Below are 20947 nucleotides of genomic sequence, written 5' to 3'. Positions count from 1 at the left end.
AATAATATGCAAATTCAACATAGTTTTCTACAAATAAATAAGCAGCAGGCAAGTAATATATGGTTAATCCAGATTGGGTAGATATAGTAGAAAATGTAGTATACTCATTAAAGATTATACTAAATAAATTATATAGGAAACAAGCAAGACTTTGGTCTTTTGAAGTAAAAAGGAAAATAAACTATAGTAACATAACAGAGTTTTTTAGGCTTTATCAAATTCATCATGGGCACATTATGATTATTTAGTTGCACCTATGCTAAAACTAGGTCTGATATCTAGGAATGCACTTGAAATGTTATGCACTAGGTATGAAATAGATGTTATTGTAATAAATATGTTATTCCCTGAAAATAGTGAAATATTAATCCCTGCTAGAGAAAATATGAGATAGATTGGAATATTGTTAATAGGTTGGCAGAAGAAAATAAGGATTTTGAAAATTATCTAAATTAAGGTTTATATTTTTTGTATAAAATCAACAGAAACAGTACATGGTATTATAATATTAACAAACATATATATGCCTAAGTAAAGCAAGAAGAAAAAATAAGAATATTTTATATGTATAGACTAAAATTTATAAACACTTAAACTATAAATCCTAAAATTAATGTATTGAGAGATTTTTAGTGTTAAACTAAACAATAAATGAAGAATCAATATTTTAGAATAGAATAAAACGTATAAATTAAGTTTGTGGATAAATTATGATTAACTGTGGTTTAAGTACTTAATTATACATGTTATATGTTAGAGGTTCTTAGAACATAAATTGCTCCAATTTATTTAGATATAAAAAAATTTTAAAAGAAGTATATGAACATGAATTATTAGAAGATAACAGTTTTGTAAGAATTATGCATACTTGTACACTTTAGTGAACGCATGACTAGAAAATTATAAGAAACCTAATTCTCGGAACAATTATTGATTATAGAACCTAATATTAATGAAAAAGTTATACTAAAAAGACCTTTTTGTAAATTAGGGCCTAAATTAGGTTTTAAAAAAGAATTACCTAAATATATAATAGTAGCTATCGTAGGGCATCACACTACTTATATTTAGATCAGCTGTATAGGAATTTCGTATACCAAGATCATTTATATTACGGATTGGACAGGCACTAATTGTATGTCACTTGAATCAGGGCATTTTGATATGGATGATTATATTGATTATGTATTTGTAGGATTAAATGTTCGCACTATGGCAGTTTGCTAACCTGCCATACCTCTGTTTGTCGCCATTAGTGTAATGTTAGACATTAATAGTCTAATGTTCCAAGCTCAGTGATTTTGATGTGGATCCTATAGATTCTAGCAAAACCCCACTGTAGTTAATGAATTTGTTCAAAGTACATACAAGTTAAAATAGTGTTACAAAATTGTTACAATGCAGATACCGTCTTGAAAAAAGAATACTCTTGATTTCTCCAACTTACCAGCTTTATAAATTTATTCCATTATATAGATTTACATTTTGCATTTTATGGCAAAGTTTATTAAATTCTGATTATAAAAAAGCTGACCATACTATTAAATTTTATTATGAGTATTTAATATGTATATGCCTGCAGAATTCTGTCTTCAAACTCTAGATGAAGTATTGCAACAATTTTCGTTAGAAGAGGTAAATTAGTTACTACTTGGTCTTGAAGGGTAATTAGACTGATATTGCAGCCGCGTGGAACAAACAAAAGCTGCTTTAAAATTCTCAATTAATGAAAAGGGATACTATTGACAAAAAGGGCAGGGCATTACAGGGTATGTAGCAGAAGTGAAGTACCTATTAATTAAAGATTTTATTTATGATTTTGAGAAAAACGGTTTCAAGCACTCTAGACTTAAATTAATATAAACATTAACTCTTTTTCGACACACTAGATAAAAAATTTGCTATGTCATCCTATAAGAATTGTATTACGTACTATATGCCCTGTTCCTCGCCTTGTAAATTCCTTGCTCTTTTTGAAATTGATCTTTGTATACTATTCTTCATCTCACTACTAGCTAGAATGACATTAAAACTATAAGACTGCAACTAAAGGAAGTAATTTTATTAGTTATTTTGAGTTTCTTGTTGTTGCTTGTATTTTTCTGCTTTTGCTTCTATGTAATTAAAAAAGAAATAAGTAAAAGTTAAAAACCCGGTCAAAATAATACCAAATGTTATTAGTATTGCTTTAAGTTGTTTACGTGCATCTTCTGCTTTTAATTTTTTTTCATCTTCATCTTCATCATTATCATTTTTGAACTCAGAGATTATTATTTGTTTTTCTGTAGTATTCCCCATATTGTGACTCACACTGTTATTAGTTATTAGTAACACAGAAGTTAATTTTATTATCAACTATAGTCAATTCAGGTAATTTGGGACTAGGCGTGAGGAGCAAGACCTATTAATGATAGGTGAGCGATAAGCAACAAGCATGCCCAGTTTATATCAATTGATTATAAAAAGAAAAATACTAAAATGAACCTCTTTATTACTAAGCTGCGCCTATAAATTTTATAGATCTTTTGAAGTTTATAAGATTAGCTATATTTTAATGATGAGGTTTAAGCCGCATCTCATTTAGGTAAAAATAGGATATATAAGCAATAATGTTATGTCAATAGCCTTGATATTAGCTGTATATGTTTTAAGCAAGGTTTATACATATCATTATAATTTGCGTCTTTTAATATTGAAGTCATTTAAAGGAGCCGTAGTAGTTGATAACAAATAGCATCATCAAAAATGATATTAGGCTGTCCTATTATAGTTTTGAATAAAATTGTTAACAGTAGGTTTTCAAAGTTTGTATATTTTGTAGCATATGAATAAACAAGCTTTGTAGATTCTGTATTGCCTAATTTACTTAGAAAAGCTTTTTCATATATTTCATAATGTGGTGATGAATCAGATTTCCTGTTAAGAAGAGCAGTAAATAGGATTTTAGTTTTTGTAGATCATGCATTTTACTATTTTGCTCATTACTAATTCTTTATATTACAGTCATTTTTGATTTATAGGCGACCAAAAGACTGTTCATAGTATTGATAATTATTACATGGTAATTATATTATTAGAAGTAATGCAAGAGTTGATAGTATTCCTTGTTGTTACGTTTCTCTCGCAATAATTATTATTTATATTTTAGTGTTTTGCTTGTAATAAGTAGTGCTAAGTACCAGATCGTTTCAAGTAAAATCGGCTTTTATCATAAACATCCCCGAGATATATCCCATTATGGTATTCTCTATCGAAATAGCTTCAATTTCATTATAAATATTACGATTTATTGTCATAGTATCTTAATTTGCTACAATAGACAATTAATCAGGTTGAAGATTAATTACTAGAAAAAAACTAATTTCATATATAAAAATTCTAGAATTCCAAAAATATTTTGTTGCTATACTATAATATAGGTTTTTTAATAAAATAATCTGTTTGATCAATATTTTCTGCAATTGGAAAGCCTATTTTTATATAGTTATATTCAGTATTTAGGGCATTTATATGCCTAGAATACCGCATTTACTAATATAGGATGATCTGCAGGGAGTAATACTACGATATCAAACACTTGTTCTTGGACAATAATGTTGTAATAATAGCACAATTGGTGGTATTTTTTTATAAGGGTTCAGCAATTAATTCTATTGCTATATCTAAATAATTAGACTTCTTGTTATTTAGCAATTGATTTATACTTTTTGGAAGTAATAATAGTAGGTTATCCTAAGAATTTATTGTGATTTAATGTTTGTTGTAGCCAAATATGGTTTCTAAATTGTTTTGGTGTCCCTGATGATACAGGTCATAATTCTTTTACCATTGCCATAATAACCAGCTTTATTAGACCCCTTGTAATAACCTTATGCTAAAGGTAATTTGTCATGTACTTTTTTGTATGCTGTGGTGCGAGTTGAAGTATTTCCTTCACATTCTTCTTTAAAGAGGGTTACTTATCATATATTTTATAGCTATTAATTGAATAAGTAATAAATAGCTTTATATGATATATCAAGTATATTGGCAAATTTTACAATAAAAAGTACTTCTTCCTGAGTGCTTTGTTTTGAGAATAGTACTGGAACAGTGAGGGCATTTTTGTCCTTCTCTACCATAAACCGTAAGTTGCTGACTAAAATAACCAGGTTTACTATTACCGTTTACAAAATCTTTTAGAGTAGTGCCGCCGGCAGTTATAGCTTTAGTTAACACTTCTCTAATCGATTTAATTAAATTTGCTATTTCATCATCCTTTAAATTGCTACCTAGTGTATTCGGATGGATTCTAGCTAAATGAAGACTTTCAGAAGCATAAATATTACCAACTCCGACTATAATTCTATTATCCATAATCAAGTTTTTTATAGGTATTTTTCGAGTAATTAATTTACTTTTTAAATATCCGAGTGTTAATACATCAGAAAGTGGCTCTATTCCTAGATTATGAAAAAATTCCTCTTCTAAGAAATTAGTTTTAAAGCTATAAACCATTCCGAAGCGTCTAGTATCGTTGAAAATTAACTTTTTGCAGTTATTTAAATTAAAAATCACGTGATCATGTTTTTGAATTTTATAATTAGCAGGTTGCACTGTAAACCTACCGCTCATACCTAGATGGATAACTAAAGAATGATAATTACCAAAATCGATAATTAAATATTTTGCACGACGCCTAACATTCAGTATATTAGTATTTGAGATTTCTGTAGCTAAAAGTGGAGATAACTTATAACGTAAATTATCTCTTTTAAACTCTACATTTTCTATAATAAGCCCGATTAGCTTATCTTTCAGAGAGTTTTTAAGAGTTTCTACTTCAGGAAGTTCCGGCATTTGATATTATATTAATTATACTAAATACTATGAACCAAACAAATTTTGGCTTTAAAAAAGTAGACTACACTGAAAAACAAGGGTTAGTAAATAATATTTTTTCTAATGTTGTGGATAAGTATGATTTAATGAACGATCTTATGAGCTTTGGATTGCATCGCTTGTGGAAAGATGAGTTTATTAGGCAAATTCCAAATCTTAACTCTCATATCTTAGATGTTGCTAGCGGTAGCGGTGATATTGCTTTAAAGCTTGCTAAAAAAGCAAGAGATAGAGGAAATAATGTCTCTTTAACTGTAAGTGACATAAATGAAGCAATGCTGAGACATGCTAAAAAGAAATCAATAGATCTTAATCTATTTCAAAACCTTAAATTTATTGTAGCCAGTGCTGAAGAATTGCCTTTTGCAGATAATAGTTTTGATTATTATACTATAGCATTCGGTATTAGAAACGTACCTGACATTAATAAGGCTTTAAAAGACGCTTATCGAGTGCTAAAACCAATGGGTAAGTTTATATGTCTTGAGTTTTCAAAAGTAAAAGAGGGAATCTTAAAAGATTTTTATAAATTTTACTCATTTAATATTATACCTCAAATTGGTCACATGGTAGTAGGTAGTAAAGAGGCATATAAATATTTGGTCGAAAGTATAGAGTTATTTCCCTCACAGGATGACTTTAGAATAATGATTAAAGAAGCCGGTTTTGAAGAGGTACATTATAAAAATTTAAGTAACGGTATAGTAGCGGTACATAGTGCATATAAGATATGATAAGTAATTTTTTAGATTTAATACGTATTTTGCGTATCATCAGTAAAAAACAAATCCTAATTGATTCTAGAGTTCCTAAAAATTTTAGGTTTATCGGTTATATATTAGCTTTATTTTTTGCTCCGATATCATTAATAAAAAAATCAAGTGAAGATTACGGCAAACGCTTAATAGATTGTTTAATTAACCTTGGACCTATTTATATAAAATTCGGACAAACACTTTCTACAAGAGCTGATTTAGTAGGAGTAGAAATAGCAGAGCATTTAAGATTATTGCAAGATAAGCTAACTCCGTTTGATAGTGGGGTGGCTAGAAAAATTATAGAGAGGGAGTTTTGTAAGCATAATGTCATGCTGTGGCTTGACTATGGAATCCATAACAGCAACTGGATACTGAGATCGAGGCGTGGTATGACAATATCACACTTCAATGACACCCCGGTCGCTGCCGCTTCAATCTCGCAAGTGCATAAGGCGCGGCTGGCAACCGGTGAGTATGTTGCGGTAAAAATATTACGTCCCGATATTCATAAAAAATATAACCGAGATATTAAGCTGCTATATTTTCTAGCAAGAATCGTATCAAAATTTTCTAAAGCAAAGAGGCTAAAACCGATTAAAGTAGTTGATAAATTTCATGAAACTATGAAATTTGAGATTGATTTAAGGCTAGAAGCAGCTGCTGCTTCCGAGCTTATGCATAATATGCGAAATGATAGTAATGTAATAATTCCTAAAATATATTGGGATTTAACATCGGAAAATATACTCACTACTGAGTGGCTAGAAGGAACTTCTATATATGATACTTCGCTGCTAAAACAAATGGGATTAGAACCAAAAAAAATAGCTCTGGGTTTTGCCTTAATGTTTTTTTATCAAGCCTATAGAGACGGATTTTTTCATGCTGATTTACATGCAGGAAATATTTTAGTAAACAAGCAAGGTAAGATAATCCTGCTTGATTTTGGCATTATGGGCAGACTTAATGAGAAAGACCGATTAGCCGTTGCCGAAAGCCTATTCGGTTTTTTTAAGCGTGATTATAAATTAGTGGCTAAAGTACATTTAAAAGCAGGTTATATCCCTTCAAATACCAATTTAGATTTGTTTGCTCAAAGTTGTAGAGCGGTTATCGAGCCTATAGTAGGTATACCTACAAAAAATATTTCCATAGGTAAGTTGCTTGCAGATTTATTTAAAATTACTGAAGATTTTGGTATGGAAATACAACCGGAATTATTGTTATTACAAAAGACTCTGATAATGGTTGAAGGGATAGGTAGGCAGTTAGATAATAATGTTAATATGTGGCAACTAGCTGAACCTTGGATTAAAAAATGGGCAGTGAAAAATTTAAGTCCGGAAGCAAAATTATTGCGATTAATTAAGCATTATTTAACTACCTTAGAGGATATTATTTGAAATATAAAAAACTTATTAATGTGAAACTAAAAGATTTATTGATTAAATTTAAAAATCCTTTCCTAGTTGAGTGTAAAAATGATAAATTAGTATTTTCTTTGTATAAAGAACAAAAATATAAAAGTGACCTAGAAGATACAATAGGAGAGTAAAAATTAACAGCTTTAGCTAGAATTGTTCAATATCCTTAAAACTTAGACAATATAGCTTTAGTAAGTATAGAAAAGTATCCAGATATGCCACTTATGGTAGCAGAATTGCTTGATTATGCAAAACGTGAATATTATAAAATCTTTATAGATCCCTCAGATAATGGAGAATATTGTTTCATTTTGTAGAGAGAGATGGATTTAGGCGCTGTGAATGAAGAAGTATAGTAAAAAACTATTGTAAGATAATTTTTAAAATTAACAAAAATAAAAATTCAACCACTATTTTGGCTAAGAGTTGATAGCTTGAGATAGTAGTACTAGTATTTGTAGTGCTGTAAAGCGAGGCTAATCTAATATTAGAAATTTAAGATTGCTGATGAGCTTCAGTTATTTATGTACTCTTTAAATGTGTGATTTATAGATATACAACTAGATTGTTTGTTTAATTCGTAACTAATGATACACGATTATATCTTTATATTTTCCCCAAGGAGCGTTTCCAACAAGAGAGTCAGTCCCTATTATGATTATAATAATGCTCCCAATTTTATAATTGCTTTTGTAGTGTAAAATTCAACTAAATTAGTCCTTTGTGACCTTTCTACTTTACCATAGATAGGGTGATAATGGTTTGATCGGACAGAATTTAAGTTTGTATTCTTTTTAGATAATATTGTACAATATAAGCAAAAAATTCTTGTCCTATATCAGTTTGAATGTGCGTTATATTGGAAATGGCATAGGCTTCTACTAATACTTGATCTAAAAGATACAAGTATTTATTGTGGCACGTTATATAAAGTTAATACCTTATATCTAGTACAATAATCTATGGAAGTATATTGATATAAATTACTAACAATCTTACACATATCAATTTGTATTCTTGTCCCTCCTGGAACTTTAGCACCATAATGTTTTGCTTGCTTACGGTAGGTAATGGTGCTTTAAGCTTAACCTCCTGGGATTATTGCAATATTTTATGTATAGTAGTCATAGAAAACGAAATGCTATGTGGACATTTTAGTTTGTTCTGAATACATCTCTTATACTGCTAGCTTTCTTTCTTTTCTTAAAACTAGTATTGTTGATCTGCTGCTATATCAGTTCCTTTCTAAAAAGGAAATGTATGTAGTTTTCTGCTTAAATTATGTAATCCATCTACACCTTTATACCATTTGTGTAAAGTGAATCTCGAAATACTATAAGTGTAGCCACAACTTTCCCTGTATTACCTACCTCTTTATATAAATTAACCCAATTTAAACGTAATCTTAGGATCAATACTGGCATTTTTATAACTAGATCACTGCTAATCTTACATTATTATTGTAATTAGTCATAATACTACAAAATAGTAATACTATATATGTATAATTATGTTAAATAGAAAATCACCGTTAAATCTACCTAAAGAAAAAAGTTTCTATTGACTATATAATAAATGTTTTATTTTATAAAAGTAATTTTAATTTATATATTATTTCATTTATAAGTATTTTATTTAATGTTAAAATTTTATTTGTTTTATGTGCGGTGAAGTCCATTGGATTTAACTTGATCACATAATACCGCTCCCTTTATTTGCTGACAATCTATTACCACTGCACATGGAGATTTTTTATTTGATTTTGCATAATAATATACTTGTTTATTGTATAAACAAGTATATAAGTAAAATAAACTATACATACGGGTTTTTAATTTTGACGTAAGTGAATCTGATAGGAATACCTGGCATGTTAAAAGTTTCACGCATATTATTTATTAAATATCTAGTATAACTATCAGTAATTTTTTCTGGATTATTGGAAAATAACTTGAAAGTAGGGGGACGAGTTTTTGTTTGAGTCATATATTTTATACGTACTCTTTTGCCGCCTTTTTTTAGAGGTAGTGGATGTGCTTCCGTAGTAAAATTTAGCCATTCATTTAATTTGCTAGTAGTTATTTTCTTATTCCAAATTTTATAAATTTTAAGACAAGCATCTAAAACTTGTTCAATATTTTGTTTATTTATCGCTGAAATGAATAGCACAGAGACGCCTTTAACCTGAGGTAAATGAGTATCTATCTGATAATAAAATTCTTCCTGAAACGCTTCTTTTTCAGATTCTTTAACTAAATCCCATTTATTCACTACTATAATGATACTTCTGCCCTCATTTGCTACATAGCTTGCAATGTTTAAATCTTGCTGTTTTAGAGGAGATAAAGCATCAATCATTAGAATTACGGTATTAGCAAATTTAATACTGTTAATAGCATCTGATGCTGATAATTTTTCTAAAGATTCTATAATAGCAGATTTTTTACGGAGTCCTGCTGTATCAATCAATTTAATATGATTGTTTTTATATTGCCAATCAATTTCAATCGATTCGCGAGTAATACCTGCTTCAGGACCAGTTAATAATCTTTCGTCATTAATAAGAGCGTTTATAAAAGTAGATTTTCCAGCATTAGGTCTGCCGCTAATTACTATTTGTACACAATCTCCTTTAATTGGATCCACTATATTTGTGTCGATTGATTCTTCTTCAGGTAACTTGGCAATAATCTCGTCATATAAATCAATTAAGCCTGTGCCATGCTCGGCAGAAATAGCTACCATACTATTAAAGCCTAATTGGTAGTATTCTTTATCAAAACCAAAAGCTTTTTCGCATTTATTAACTACCAGTATTGCAGGTTTATTATATTTTCTAATAAAACTACTAAGTGACTTATCATCAGGCAATATTCCGCTTCTACCGTCAACCATAAAGCAAATTAAATCTGCCTCTAAAATTGCTTTAGTGGTCTGCTCCATTAGTCGTACACTCATACTACCAGTATTCTCTTCAAGTCCTGGAGTATCAATTAACAAAAATTCAAAAGCCCCGATTTTGCCGTCTGTATATTTTCTATCTCTAGTGACTCCGGGTAGATCATGAACAATAGCTTTTTTACGTATGCTTAATCTATTAAAAAGCGTTGATTTGCCGACATTAGGTCTTCCTACCAAAGTAATGATTTGTTTATTCATTATATTTAATACATTAGGATAGTTATTGTTAATGTCCCGATAAAACCTACTTATATTTGCTATTATAATAGGTATGTTTTTTATTAAAATAACATAATATAAGCTAGATACAAAGAGCAATAGCACTTAAAAAGCAAACATGGAAATAGAAGCCAAAGATTTGTAAATGAAAATCTTATGAGCTTGTACAAAAAATTTGCTGATTATACCAACAATTATCATGTATTTTTCATAAAATTTTGAATTCATATTTATACCTTAAAGCTAGCAATGACCGGTATATGATCTGAAGGTTTTTCTTGTGTCCTTAAATTATAATCCATATAGCAATTTTCTAAATAGTCAATTGTATTATTACAACCAAGGATCATATCGATTCTCATACCTTTATTTTGTTCAAAACATCCAGCTCTATAATCCCACCATGAAAACTCTTGTTTACTCGGATGTATTAATCTGTATAAATCCTCAAATCCAGAATTTAGAATAGTTCGTAATTTTTTTTGTTCAACCTTAGTAAAACAAGTAGTTTCAGCTAATGCTTTAGGTGAATATACGTCTATATCAAACGGTGCAATATTGAAATCACCGCCAATGATAGTTTTTTCATCAAAAGATTTTTTAGTTGATAGATAATTGATAAGCGCTTCATAAAATGCTAGTTTTGCTATAAATTTATTGCTACCGACAAATGATCCGTTAGGAGCATAGAGCGAGATTATATTACAAAACCCTATAGGTAGTGATAATTTTATTTCTAAGAACCTTGCTTGATCACTGCAGTAATTATCTGGAAAATCCTTAATTAGTTCATCGGCAGGAAATTTTGAGATTATAGCAACACCGTTATATGTTTTTTGTCCGTGAACGTAAAAATTATAAGGTAAATCGGATAATTCATCAAACGGGAATTTTTCAGTTTCACACTTTATTTCTTGTAATAATACAATATCTAGATTTTCCTTAGACAAAAAATTACGCAATAAATTAATTCTTGTTTTTATGGAATTAATATTCCAAGTAGCTATCTTCATGTTTGTTTTTATGCTCTGGAAATTTTGTTAATTTAGATTACTGCCATATCTCATAATATGTTAAATGCTATGCCCTATAACATAAGTTATTTCAATACTCACTCCTCTTGGTATCCTCTTAATTGAATTTTCTTTCATAATAAATATCTCGTAATATCGTACCGCAATTAGCTGTAATAAAAGCAAAAACGGTCGTCCACTAAAAACTTAAAGGCTCAATTTAACTTCTATAATTATAAAAGTTGCGTCCCAATGAATCGCAAATTGCTACTATATTATTTAATGATTGTTCTAAATAATTATCTTCAGTAATTTATTTATTATAATAGCTGAATAATTTAATAATAGTAAAACCACGCAAAACTACTACAAATATATAATAGAAATAAGAAAGAGTAAAGTATAGGTTTAAATTTCTGGTATCATTGGTTACTAATTAAGTCGAGTATTATACAGCTACTAGAACAGTAATATCCGTAAATGTAACGAATATAAGTACTATTTTTTCTGTTATTCAAAATAATTTCTGAAAAAGCAAAAGCGAGTAGCCAATTAAGCCTATAATAAATATGATATATATCTTAATGATTTTTTGTACTTCTTAACTTGCACGAAAATCATCTATAACAAAATTAAATTGCTCAACGCTATTTAAAGATACTTGTTGTTCATTTGCACCTATGCCTAAGCATAAAAATTTTTAGAAATGAGCAGTATATAAATAAAATAAATGTTATCATATGCTTTGACATTTTTAGTTACGAACTACTTTAATTTCGCCGTCATAAAATTTAATATTAAAAATTTTTTCATCCGCAGCAGTAATTTTAGAAGATAAAAAATTACCCATTTCTCCTTTAACTATAGCAAAGCCTCGTTTTAATACATTATGATAATCAAGGCTTGCAAGTAATGTACTATTTAATTCTAATTTATACCCAAAGTTTTTCAAAGTATTATTTGCCGATTTTGATAGATAAGCTATTTGATGTGATAATTCTAATGTTTTGTAATTGATTATTTTAGCAGGGTTAATTCTTTCTTTAGAAAAAGATTTAAGCTTTGTTTTTTGTAGTTCAATAAAGCATGGTAAAGCATCTAGTAAATTAAAACTGGTTTCATCCAGTAATTGCTGTCTATTATTTATATAGTGAGCGAGATATCTGTGTATTTTATTATAATTTACTATATTTTGTTCGTGATACTTAATTAATTGTCTAATATTATTTAATAATACTTTTTCATAAGATTGTATGGTATGATTTAAAATAGATCGTACTGGTACAGCAAATTCTGCGGCAGCAGTAGGAGTTGGAGCTCTTTTGTCAGCTGCTAAATCTATTAAAGTATAATCCACTTCATGACCTACTGCAGAAATAATAGGAATTTTTGAATTATAAGCGGCACGTACTAATATCTCATCGTTAAATGACCAAAGATCTTCTATAGAGCCGCCGCCTCTAGCAACAATTATAACACTTGGTTTCTTTTCCTCTTCTAATTTGTTAAATCCTTCAATTGCTGAGGCAATTTCATTACCGGAATTTTCTCCTTGTACGCTAACCGGCCATATTATTATATGAGTCGGAAAACGTTCACGAATACGATGAATAATATCTTTAATAACAGCGCCGGTTATTGAGGTGATAACTCCTATTCTAGTAGGTAAAAAAGGTATAGGAATACGTCTCTTATTAAATAGACCCTCTTTCTCTAAACGTCCTTTACGCTCGTTTAGAATTTGCAGTATAGCTCCAAGTCCTGCGGGTTGTAAATTATCTACTGATAATTGATAGCGTGAATTACCTGAATAACTTGAGAGTTTACCGCTAATCACTACTTCCATGCCGTCATTTAAAGGAAATGTGATTTTAGCAAGAATAGGACGCCAGCAAGTACAGGCTAAAATAGCAGTATTTTCTTTTAAGTTAAAATAAGCATGCCCTGAGCTTGCTATTTTAAAACCTGAAATTTCTCCTTTGACCTTAATATAGCCAAAATTATGTTCTAATAATTCTTTAATTTTATTAGAAATCTCACTAACTGAAAATTCTTTAGTTGCTTGATTCGCAATGAAATTGTCTAACATTTTATCATGACTCTTATATTATTTCCGCAGAGATTAGTTTTATTACTCTCATCCCGCTGCTTGATCACACGGTAATCCAGTCTTTTTAATTTTTTAATGAATACTGTGGTCAAGCAACGGTAGGACAAGGTGGTTTACCAAAGTCATGCAGGAATCAAAAAAATTATATAACATACATTCTCAATAGAATAACCGTGCACTGCAAAAGAGCAAGTAAAACTTTTATTATTTGATATATTACTAATAGCTTGATATTATTTCTTACTATTAAAATATAGTTATTAATATAAATGCTACTGCGAATAATATGCTTGTTTATTATTATAATATCTCCTCTGATAAATTTTGCTGATAATTTTAAGAAGGGCCACAATATTAAGATAAGCAATATGATAGCTGATTTTGTAGAGTATAACGGAATTCAGGGTTTGATATATGCTAAAGGTAATATACAAATTATCACAGATGAGTATTTATTAAAGGCAGATAATTTACTTTATGATATAAAAAAGGATATTTTATGGGCAGAAGGTAATATCCGCATTAAGGATAAACAAAATAGAATAATAGAGGGTTCTCAATTAGTTTTAAAAGATGAATTTAAAAAGGGTGTCATATCAGAATTCATTTTGCTTTCAGGTTATAATAATCTTTTAATTGCTAAACTTGCTGAAAGAATAGATGAAAATAATCTTAAGTTGCACCATGCTGAATTTACGCCTTGTGTTGTTACTTGTAATAGAAATCCTATTTGGCAAATTGCTGCTAAGGATACTTATATTCACTTTGAAGAGCATAGAATAGTTTATAAAAATGTGTTTTTTGAAGTATATAGAGTACCAATTTTTTTCTTGCCATATTTTTCCCATCCGACTCCTACAGCTCCTGCAACTTCCGGGTTATTAGTGCCAGACATAAAAAACAAAGGACTTGGTATACCTCTATATCTATATGCAAAACCTAATATGGATTTTACCCTCACTCCGCGCATTTTTAGTAAATATCAAACTTTTGAATTAGAAGCACGTTATCGCCCGAATAATACTGATAATATGAATTTTCAAGGTAGTTACGGTAAATTACCCTATTTTCTAGAAAAAGATGGAAGTATAGTAAAAAATCAAAAAGTTTCTTCTTATCATTATATAGCAAGTGGCAGTTTTATTAGTAACGATAAAGTTTATGATTACGGTTTTAGGATAGAACGTACATCGGATAAAGCTTATTTAAAAAATTATTATAATAGCTATGCTTCATATCTAACTTCTAAAATATTCTTAAATAAAATTCATGAGGCTAATTATTTTTCGTTGGAAGGATTAAGTTTTCAAGACTTAGTTAGTAATGATAGTAAGTATACTGATTCGCTAGTATTCCCAAAAATCAATACAAAAAACGTGATAAATTTAAATGATAATAGTTTTATTGTTGTTGAAAATAATACGTTAATGTACAAAGAAAGGATAGGAACACAACTTGCTAGAACTTCTTTACAATTTTCGATTCTTCATTATTTTATAACTTCCTCAGGACAAATTTTTGATTTTGCTGCTAAGGATAGAGGTGATTTTTACCTTGCAAGACGAGTCTATTTAGATAAAACGAGAGACACTAAATCATTCCAACGAAATATACCGGAATTACAAATTTTGTGGCGTTATCCGTTAGTAGGTAATATAACAAGAATGATAAATTTACTTATTGAGCCGGTAGTGTCTTTTACTATGGGACATAAATTATCTAAGAAAGACAAAAAATTTGTTATAATTGATCCTGCTCAATATGAATTATCTGAAAAAAATATCTTTTTATCCAATCGTTATAGCGGTATTGATTGCCATGATTTCGGTAATAGATTAAGTTATGGTGTAAATACTAGTATTGCTAAAGAAGGAAATTATTTAAAATTATTTTTAGGGCAGTCCCGTAACACACGATATAGTATAGATTTACCCGCTGATGATACGGAAAATGTCGGTCAAATCTTAGTTAATATTTCTAATAATTTAGAATTGTTTTATAGTTTCCGGCAAGATAAACATTTTAGGCCTATCAGATATGAAGTAGGAGGAAATTTTAACTATAATAAAATTAACTGTTTAGGTAGTTTTATTCAGCTTGCAAAGCTTAAAAAATATTATTCTGTAGAAAATACAAGGGTTGCAAATAATAGAGTGCAGCAATTTTATGGAGACATAAATTATCAACTAGCGGACAATTGGATTGTAGGCTTTGGTGGACGTATTGATCTCTCTAAACGATCCCCAAATTTACTTACTCGAACTATTAGGGTGACATATGCTAAAGATTGTGTTAGAATTACTGCAAAGATTTATTCCGATTATTTAGCTGACGGAAGTAGAGGAATCAAAAAGACTACTTCTTCACCTACTCTTTCTATCGGTTTAAAAGTATTAAACATGTAAGTTTCAAATGGCTAGAAAAAGTGCCATATGTTATTTCCTCCTAGGTGGAATCTAGAAAATGTATTACAGTCTTGATTTTTTTCTAGATACTGTGTTCAAGCCACAGTATGATCTTGGAAAGAGAGAGCTGGATTCTTGCTTTCGCAGGAATGAAATCGATCCATACAATAAAGTCGCTTGATTATCTAACCTTTTATCGATAGTCAGGATAAAAATTGTTCTAACTATTGCGTTATGTGAGTCTGAAAAATATGAAAAAATTATTACTTATAGTTGGTATTGTTTTTACTTTTAATGTAGTACAAGCTTCACTACCAAATATAATAGCATCTGTAAATGATGAACCTATTACTCTTAATGAGTTTCGTGCTAGAAAAAAAATGATTATAGCGCTAAATAATTTTGAGAGTCTAACGCCTGCTCAAGATAAACAGCTCAGTAACTTGGTAATCAAGAGTTTAATTGACGAATCTTTGCTTTTTCAATATGCTAGAGATAGAGAAATCCCGCAAGAAGAAATAGATAATGCTATTAAATCTATTGAAGATCGTAATAAAATGCCTAATGGTTCTCTTCTTCAGTATCTAAAAAGTAGATCAGTCAATCCTAATAGTTTTATTGCTCAAATTAAATCTGAGTTGATTAAAATGAATATTTTGTCAACCTTATCAAGGTCGGTGCAAGTAAGTAATAAAGAAATAGATGTTGCAATTTTATCTAGTGATCAAAAAGACGTAGAAATTTCAATGCAAGTATTTACATCTAAAGATATTGGCAATAAAGCATTTACACAGATGAATAATTTAAAAAATCGATTAAAAAAATGTGCCGACGTCAAAAAATCGCTTTATGATAATTTTGCTACTATGCAAATTATTACCGATAAACTTAGTAAAATAGACGATGTACAACAAACTATTGTAAAGGATTTAACTCCTGATAAAGCAAGTAATGTTTTTAAAGTAAATAACAAATTTGAAATAATATTAGTGTGCAGCAAAAAAATCTTAAATGTTAATGAAGATGAAAATAATTATGTAGTAAACTTCTTAACCAATAAAAAGATTTCACAAAAAGCGCGAAAAATGTTTGAAAATATGCGTAAAAAGGCATCTATAAAAATAATGTTGCCGTCTTAATTGTTTATATGGTCAGTATCATTCCTGCTTTCGTAGGGATGATACCAGTAGCATTTTCTGATCAATGCAAAAACTCTACTTTTTAGAACAACATTAATCTATGCTCCCTTCAATTGCAAAACATGTAGCCTTACATCAAATTTATCCTCTTAAAAAACACGGACAAAATTTTATTTTTGATAGTAGTTTATGTGATAAAATCGTACGTGTGAGTAATCTTGAAGAAAATAGCCGAGTATTAGAAATAGGTCCTGGTAGCGGAGGGTTAACTAGATCGATATTACAGAAAAATCCTAAATCCTTAACTGTTATAGAAACAGATGAGAGATGTATTCCATTACTCAATGAGATTAAAGAATATTATCCTAATCTAAGTATTATTAAGCAGGATGCTCTTAAAATAAATTTGACTGATTTAGGTTATGATAAAGTAACTATAATTTCTAATTTACCGTATCATATAGGTACGGAATTAGTCATTAGATGGCTGAAAGAAGCTAGGCTAATTACTAGTATGACACTAATGTTGCAAAAGGAAGTAGTAGAACGTATTTGTGCTATGCCTTCAACTAAAGCATATAGCAGGTTATCAGTAATATGTCAGTTAATAGCTAAAGTGGAAAAATGTTTTGACGTAGCGCCGACTGCTTTCTATCCACCTCCTAAAGTATATTCTGCTATAGTTAAATTAATACCTTTAGAAACTCTGCCGTCTATTGTTGTGATAAATAAAGTTGAGCAAATAACAAAACTTGCTTTTGCAGGGCGACGTAAAATGATCAAATCGTCGTTGAAGAATTTTGCACCTGCTCAAAATGCATTACTAACTCAGCTGAAAATCAATGATAATGATCGTGCTGAAAATCTTACTCCTCAAGATTATTTGAGGATTGCTACTTGTGAAATATTATAACTTGAATTTAGTAAATTTGTATTTATAAGCTCACGTCTTATTTTATATTTAGCTTTATCTAATTTTTTTGGCTTCTGCTTCTTGTTGTAATTTATACTCTACTGCTTTTTCTTCTATTATGATAGAAATCTTATGGTTTTGAACTTGAAATATAATTTAATCATTTCAAGAGCTTATATCTTCTTCCATAAAAGTTATTTCTTATTTTTGTTAATAATAGTTGATTATAATTAAAGCAAAAGTTGTAATAACAAATATTTTTTAACTTTTACTATATTAGTAGCTTATATTAATGAAGCTTTGGAGAAATATTTTTGTTAGATACATAACAGGGAGTTATTTTTTGCTGTTTTTATAGCAAGAGGATAGGTAGTAAAAATATCTAAAGAAGCACATTAAAATTATTTTATCGCAAAGGAAATCCAAGTTTTGATAATACTGGTTCTTTATTCAATGCTTTAGCATTACAGTTGAAAGTAGAGACTTGTGCATTTAATTTTAATGGTACCCGCGGCCGGACTTGAACCGGCAAGAGCTTACGCTCCACGGATTTTAAGTCCGTTATGTCTACCATTCCATCACGCGGGCAGCTGTGGATATTGAGGTTGCACTTGCTAAGTGGGTGTAGATTAATAAAAAAAATGAAAAAAAGCAAGTATTTTTATTAGGTTCTGCACATGAAATATAAATTATTTTTTAGTGAAAATTAATCAGTATTGTGTAGGAATAGCTATTCCTATTTTGAAAAAACTTATAATTTGCAGTAAAATTAAATCTTGTTAAATCTAAATTATATAGCACTAAATAATAAATATTATGATACTAATATAAATATGAAACTTAAAGCATCAGCTTATTTTTATTTGTTAGATAATTAACTTAAATAGTGACAAAATAGTAATAATATGATAGACTCACTGCAGAAGGTAATACTTTCTTTTGCATGTTATTGACATGTTTATTGACAAATGCCGTAAGGTAAGGTAGCATTTACGTAATGAATTTTCGGCTCTTTATATAGAGGTAAGGCTTAAATAAGTTTTAGTTTTATAAGTGTGATTTAAGTTCAAATAAGTAATTTCTATCTAATAAAGGTTTTTATGGCTACAAATATAGCAGGTAAAGTTAAGTGGTATAATGCTACGAAGAATTTTGGTTTTATTGAACAGGAAAATGGTGGCAAAGATGTGTTTGTACACAAATCAGCTGTAGATGCAGCAGGTTTACATAGCCTTAAGGAAGGACAAGGTGTAATTTTTGATCTTGACGAAAAGCAAGGGAAAGCCTATGCTATTAACCTCAGAATTAAATAAATATATTATAATACCAAAAACCAAAAGCATCTATCCAAAATTTTTTATAATTTAGTTACCTGGTCATCTTTATCAAAATAGTAAATGTTTTGTTTTTGTCTTAATAATAACCTATATACTTTATTAAGTATAATAAATTGAGGGGAGGGTATGAAAATGTCCAAATCTAATAGTATTATTCTGGCTTGAATAAAATTTTAAAATAGTTTCATCCGTTCTTATCGTTTTCTATATTTAGTTGGTGTTTTGTAATCTAGTGAAGCATGTTTTTTGATTCAGGGTAATTATTATATATTAAGTAGTTATTTTAATTTAACTTATTTTTTATACAATAGAAATCTTGCATAACTTAATATCTTAATAATGGGAATACGATGCTTCTATTATACGCAGTGTACAGTGTACACTGGTTAAGTGTGTGAGGATGAGAGGGCAGAGTTAATGTCTTAATTATCTTTAGCAATGGGTTGTGTAACAGGTCTAATCAATAATGTGCATATTTTGATTTAAAACTATATTGGATTATATAATGAAAAACTTTAATTTATCTGAAGAATTAATTATTGCTCTTGAGACAATGAATATCACTGAGCCGACTGAAATACAAAAGCAATCGATTCCGATTGCAATGATAGGTTCGGATATACTTGCTTCTAGTCAGACAGGTTCAGGAAAAACACTTGCTTACTTATTGCCAGTAATTGATTCATTTATTAAAAATAAAACTACTACTTTAATTCTTGTTCCGACTAGAGAATTAGCAACGCAAATATACAGTACTTTCAACAAAGTCACTACATCCTATAAAATGAATAGTGCAGTTTTGATAGGCGGTGAACCGATATTTAAACAATGTATCCAATTAAAAAGGAATCCAAAAGTGATTATAGGTACCCCGGGGCGTATTATTGATCACTTAAATAGGGGAAGTCTAAAAATTGATCGCATAGGCATAACCGTGCTTGATGAAATGGATAGAATGCTTGATATGGGGATGAAAGCACAGTTAGAAGAAATCAATAAATTTTTACCGGAAAAAAGACAAGTTTTAATGTTTTCTGCTACTATGCCAAAGCATATTATGGATCTTTCTCAAAAATATCTCAATAATCCGGTGCGTATTACGGTAGGTGCTACTAATAAAGCAGCTGCAGAAATAAAACAGGAATCAATACATATTGCTGATAAAGAGAAATTTAGTGAATTAACTAAACAACTTGATAATAGGGAAGGGTCGGTAATTATTTTCGTGAAGACTAAACGCTCTGCTGCTCAATTAGCTAAGATGTTAAAATATGAGAATCATAAAGCAGAAGCTATACACGGTGATTTAAGTCAACGTCAACGTGAAAGAGTAATTTTATCGTTTCGTAAGTCAAACCATAGAATAATGGTGGCAACTGATGTAGCTGCTAGAGGGCTTGATATTCCTCATACACAGCATGTTATTAATTATGATTTACCTATGTGTCCTGAAGATTATTTACATAGAATAGGTAGGACAGGTAGAGCAGGGGCTATTGGACATGCGTTATCTTTTATTTCTCCTGAGGATGTTATTAGATGGCGTGCAATTGATCGTTTAGTGAATAAAGGAGAATCTACCCCACACAGTGAGTTTAGAAATAAAAATAATCGTAAAAGATTATTTAGTAAAAGGACCGGTGGTGATAGTAAAGAGTTTAATTCATTTAATAATAACCGAAGAAGAACTTTTGATGGTAACAGTTACAGTAATAAAAGACAGAAAGTATCGTAGTTTGTAGGACGTCTTTTTATGGCTCTGATGTCATTCCTGCGAAAGCAGAAAT

At 29.5% G+C, this 20947-nt stretch carries 14 protein-coding genes, 1 tRNA gene and 2 pseudogenes; 9 read left to right on the top strand and 8 right to left on the bottom strand.

The window, feature by feature from the left end:
- The first annotated feature begins 256 nt into the window (after positions 1-256).
- A complete protein-coding gene (locus AAGW17_RS00465) occupies positions 257-394 on the top strand; it encodes a hypothetical protein (protein WP_347939003.1) in 138 nt (45 codons plus the stop codon).
- Between the two features lie 1670 nt (positions 395-2064).
- On the opposite strand, the gene AAGW17_RS00460 is transcribed toward AAGW17_RS00465, so the two are convergent.
- Both AAGW17_RS00460 and mutM read right to left on the bottom strand, forming a co-directional pair.
- A complete protein-coding gene (locus AAGW17_RS00460) occupies positions 2065-2298 on the bottom strand; it encodes an RC1041 family protein (RefSeq protein ID WP_347939002.1) in 234 nt (77 codons plus the stop codon).
- 1719 nt (positions 2299-4017) lie between these two features.
- Positions 4018-4839 carry a bifunctional DNA-formamidopyrimidine glycosylase/DNA-(apurinic or apyrimidinic site) lyase gene (mutM, locus tag AAGW17_RS00455; protein WP_347939001.1) on the bottom strand — a complete coding sequence of 274 codons (822 nt, stop codon included), beginning with the start codon at positions 4837-4839 and terminating at the stop codon, positions 4018-4020.
- A 29-nt stretch (positions 4840-4868) separates the two neighbouring features.
- Here mutM and ubiE point away from each other — a divergent pair, with 29 nt between their 5' ends.
- From ubiE to AAGW17_RS00440, 3 genes are read left to right on the top strand one after another with little or no spacing between them, the layout of a single operon-like run.
- The gene (ubiE, locus tag AAGW17_RS00450; protein WP_347939000.1) at positions 4869-5615 is read left to right on the top strand and encodes a bifunctional demethylmenaquinone methyltransferase/2-methoxy-6-polyprenyl-1,4-benzoquinol methylase UbiE; all 747 of its coding nucleotides are present in this window, start codon (positions 4869-4871) and stop codon (positions 5613-5615) included.
- Positions 5612-7042, top strand: a complete 1431-nt coding sequence (gene ubiB, locus AAGW17_RS00445; RefSeq protein ID WP_347938999.1) for a 2-polyprenylphenol 6-hydroxylase — start codon at positions 5612-5614, stop codon at positions 7040-7042. The genes ubiE and ubiB overlap by 4 nt, the downstream gene beginning before the upstream one ends.
- A 20-nt stretch (positions 7043-7062) precedes the next feature.
- On the top strand, positions 7063-7194 hold the full coding sequence (locus AAGW17_RS00440) for a hypothetical protein (protein ID WP_347938998.1): 132 nt from the start codon (positions 7063-7065) through the stop codon (positions 7192-7194).
- Positions 7195-8878: 1684 nt separating this feature from the next.
- On the opposite strand, the gene der is transcribed toward AAGW17_RS00440, so the two are convergent.
- The 5 genes and pseudogenes from der to AAGW17_RS00420 all read right to left on the bottom strand — a co-directional run bounded on the left by der (position 8879) and on the right by AAGW17_RS00420 (position 13670).
- Positions 8879-10222: a ribosome biogenesis GTPase Der gene (gene der, locus AAGW17_RS00435; RefSeq protein WP_347938997.1), complete on the bottom strand. Its 1344-nt coding sequence runs from the start codon at positions 10220-10222 to the stop codon at positions 8879-8881.
- Positions 10223-10227: 5 nt separating this feature from the next.
- Positions 10228-10471, bottom strand: a pseudogene (locus tag AAGW17_RS05195) (hypothetical protein).
- Positions 10472-10473: 2 nt separating this feature from the next.
- Entirely contained in the window at positions 10474-11256 is a 783-nt protein-coding gene (xth, locus tag AAGW17_RS00430) for an exodeoxyribonuclease III (RefSeq protein WP_347938996.1), read from the bottom strand.
- A gap of 754 nt (positions 11257-12010) precedes the next feature.
- A complete protein-coding gene (gene xseA / locus AAGW17_RS00425) occupies positions 12011-13345 on the bottom strand; it encodes an exodeoxyribonuclease VII large subunit (RefSeq protein ID WP_347938995.1) in 1335 nt (444 codons plus the stop codon).
- Between the two features lie 143 nt (positions 13346-13488).
- Positions 13489-13670, bottom strand: a pseudogene (locus AAGW17_RS00420) (hypothetical protein).
- On the opposite strand from AAGW17_RS00420, the gene AAGW17_RS00415 reads away from it, so the two are divergent.
- The 3 genes from AAGW17_RS00415 (at position 13636) to rsmA (ending at position 17823) form a co-directional block, all read left to right on the top strand.
- Complete coding sequence (locus AAGW17_RS00415) at positions 13636-15771, top strand: LPS-assembly protein LptD (protein WP_347938994.1); 2136 nt, start codon at positions 13636-13638, stop codon at positions 15769-15771. The pseudogene AAGW17_RS00420 and the gene AAGW17_RS00415 overlap by 35 nt on opposite strands.
- A gap of 251 nt (positions 15772-16022) precedes the next feature.
- A complete protein-coding gene (locus AAGW17_RS00410; protein WP_347938993.1) occupies positions 16023-16910 on the top strand; it encodes a SurA N-terminal domain-containing protein in 888 nt (295 codons plus the stop codon).
- Positions 16911-17010: 100 nt separating this feature from the next.
- Positions 17011-17823, top strand: a complete 813-nt coding sequence (gene rsmA, locus AAGW17_RS00405) for a 16S rRNA (adenine(1518)-N(6)/adenine(1519)-N(6))-dimethyltransferase RsmA (RefSeq protein ID WP_347938992.1) — start codon at positions 17011-17013, stop codon at positions 17821-17823.
- A 502-nt stretch (positions 17824-18325) separates the two neighbouring features.
- On the opposite strand, the gene AAGW17_RS00400 is transcribed toward rsmA, so the two are convergent.
- Positions 18326-18411 (bottom strand) — tRNA-Leu (locus tag AAGW17_RS00400).
- A 512-nt stretch (positions 18412-18923) separates the two neighbouring features.
- On the opposite strand from AAGW17_RS00400, the gene AAGW17_RS00395 reads away from it, so the two are divergent.
- Together AAGW17_RS00395 and AAGW17_RS00390 are read left to right on the top strand one after the other, a co-directional pair.
- On the top strand, positions 18924-19136 hold the full coding sequence (locus AAGW17_RS00395) for a cold-shock protein (protein ID WP_347938991.1): 213 nt from the start codon (positions 18924-18926) through the stop codon (positions 19134-19136).
- A gap of 529 nt (positions 19137-19665) precedes the next feature.
- The gene (locus AAGW17_RS00390; protein ID WP_347938990.1) at positions 19666-20895 is read left to right on the top strand and encodes a DEAD/DEAH box helicase; all 1230 of its coding nucleotides are present in this window, start codon (positions 19666-19668) and stop codon (positions 20893-20895) included.
- The last annotated feature ends 52 nt before the right edge of the window (positions 20896-20947 follow it).

Origin of the sequence: Rickettsia sp. Oklahoma-10 (assembly GCF_039954865.1) — a bacterium.
Classification (GTDB): domain Bacteria; phylum Pseudomonadota; class Alphaproteobacteria; order Rickettsiales; family Rickettsiaceae; genus Rickettsia; species Rickettsia oklahomensis.
The sequence above is the reverse complement of the archived record's forward strand: the minus strand, read 5'-3'. Positions and strand labels throughout refer to the sequence as shown.

What these genes read in the sequence shown, in the direction of transcription:
- AAGW17_RS00465 (WP_347939003.1), top strand. Translation starts at nt 257, where the DNA reads ATGCTAAAACTAGGTCTGATATCTAGGAATGCACTTGAAATGTTATGC.
- AAGW17_RS00460 (WP_347939002.1), bottom strand. Translation starts at nt 2,298, where the DNA reads ATGGGGAATACTACAGAAAAACAAATAATAATCTCTGAGTTCAAAAAT.
- mutM (WP_347939001.1), bottom strand. Translation starts at nt 4,839, where the DNA reads ATGCCGGAACTTCCTGAAGTAGAAACTCTTAAAAACTCTCTGAAAGAT.
- ubiE (WP_347939000.1), top strand. Translation starts at nt 4,869, where the DNA reads ATGAACCAAACAAATTTTGGCTTTAAAAAAGTAGACTACACTGAAAAA.
- ubiB (WP_347938999.1), top strand. Translation starts at nt 5,612, where the DNA reads ATGATAAGTAATTTTTTAGATTTAATACGTATTTTGCGTATCATCAGT.
- der (WP_347938997.1), bottom strand. Translation starts at nt 10,222, where the DNA reads ATGAATAAACAAATCATTACTTTGGTAGGAAGACCTAATGTCGGCAAA.
- xth (WP_347938996.1), bottom strand. Translation starts at nt 11,256, where the DNA reads ATGAAGATAGCTACTTGGAATATTAATTCCATAAAAACAAGAATTAAT.
- xseA (WP_347938995.1), bottom strand. Translation starts at nt 13,345, where the DNA reads ATGTTAGACAATTTCATTGCGAATCAAGCAACTAAAGAATTTTCAGTT.
- AAGW17_RS00415 (WP_347938994.1), top strand. Translation starts at nt 13,636, where the DNA reads ATGCTACTGCGAATAATATGCTTGTTTATTATTATAATATCTCCTCTG.
- AAGW17_RS00410 (WP_347938993.1), top strand. Translation starts at nt 16,023, where the DNA reads ATGAAAAAATTATTACTTATAGTTGGTATTGTTTTTACTTTTAATGTA.
- rsmA (WP_347938992.1), top strand. Translation starts at nt 17,011, where the DNA reads ATGCTCCCTTCAATTGCAAAACATGTAGCCTTACATCAAATTTATCCT.
- AAGW17_RS00395 (WP_347938991.1), top strand. Translation starts at nt 18,924, where the DNA reads ATGGCTACAAATATAGCAGGTAAAGTTAAGTGGTATAATGCTACGAAG.
- AAGW17_RS00390 (WP_347938990.1), top strand. Translation starts at nt 19,666, where the DNA reads ATGAAAAACTTTAATTTATCTGAAGAATTAATTATTGCTCTTGAGACA.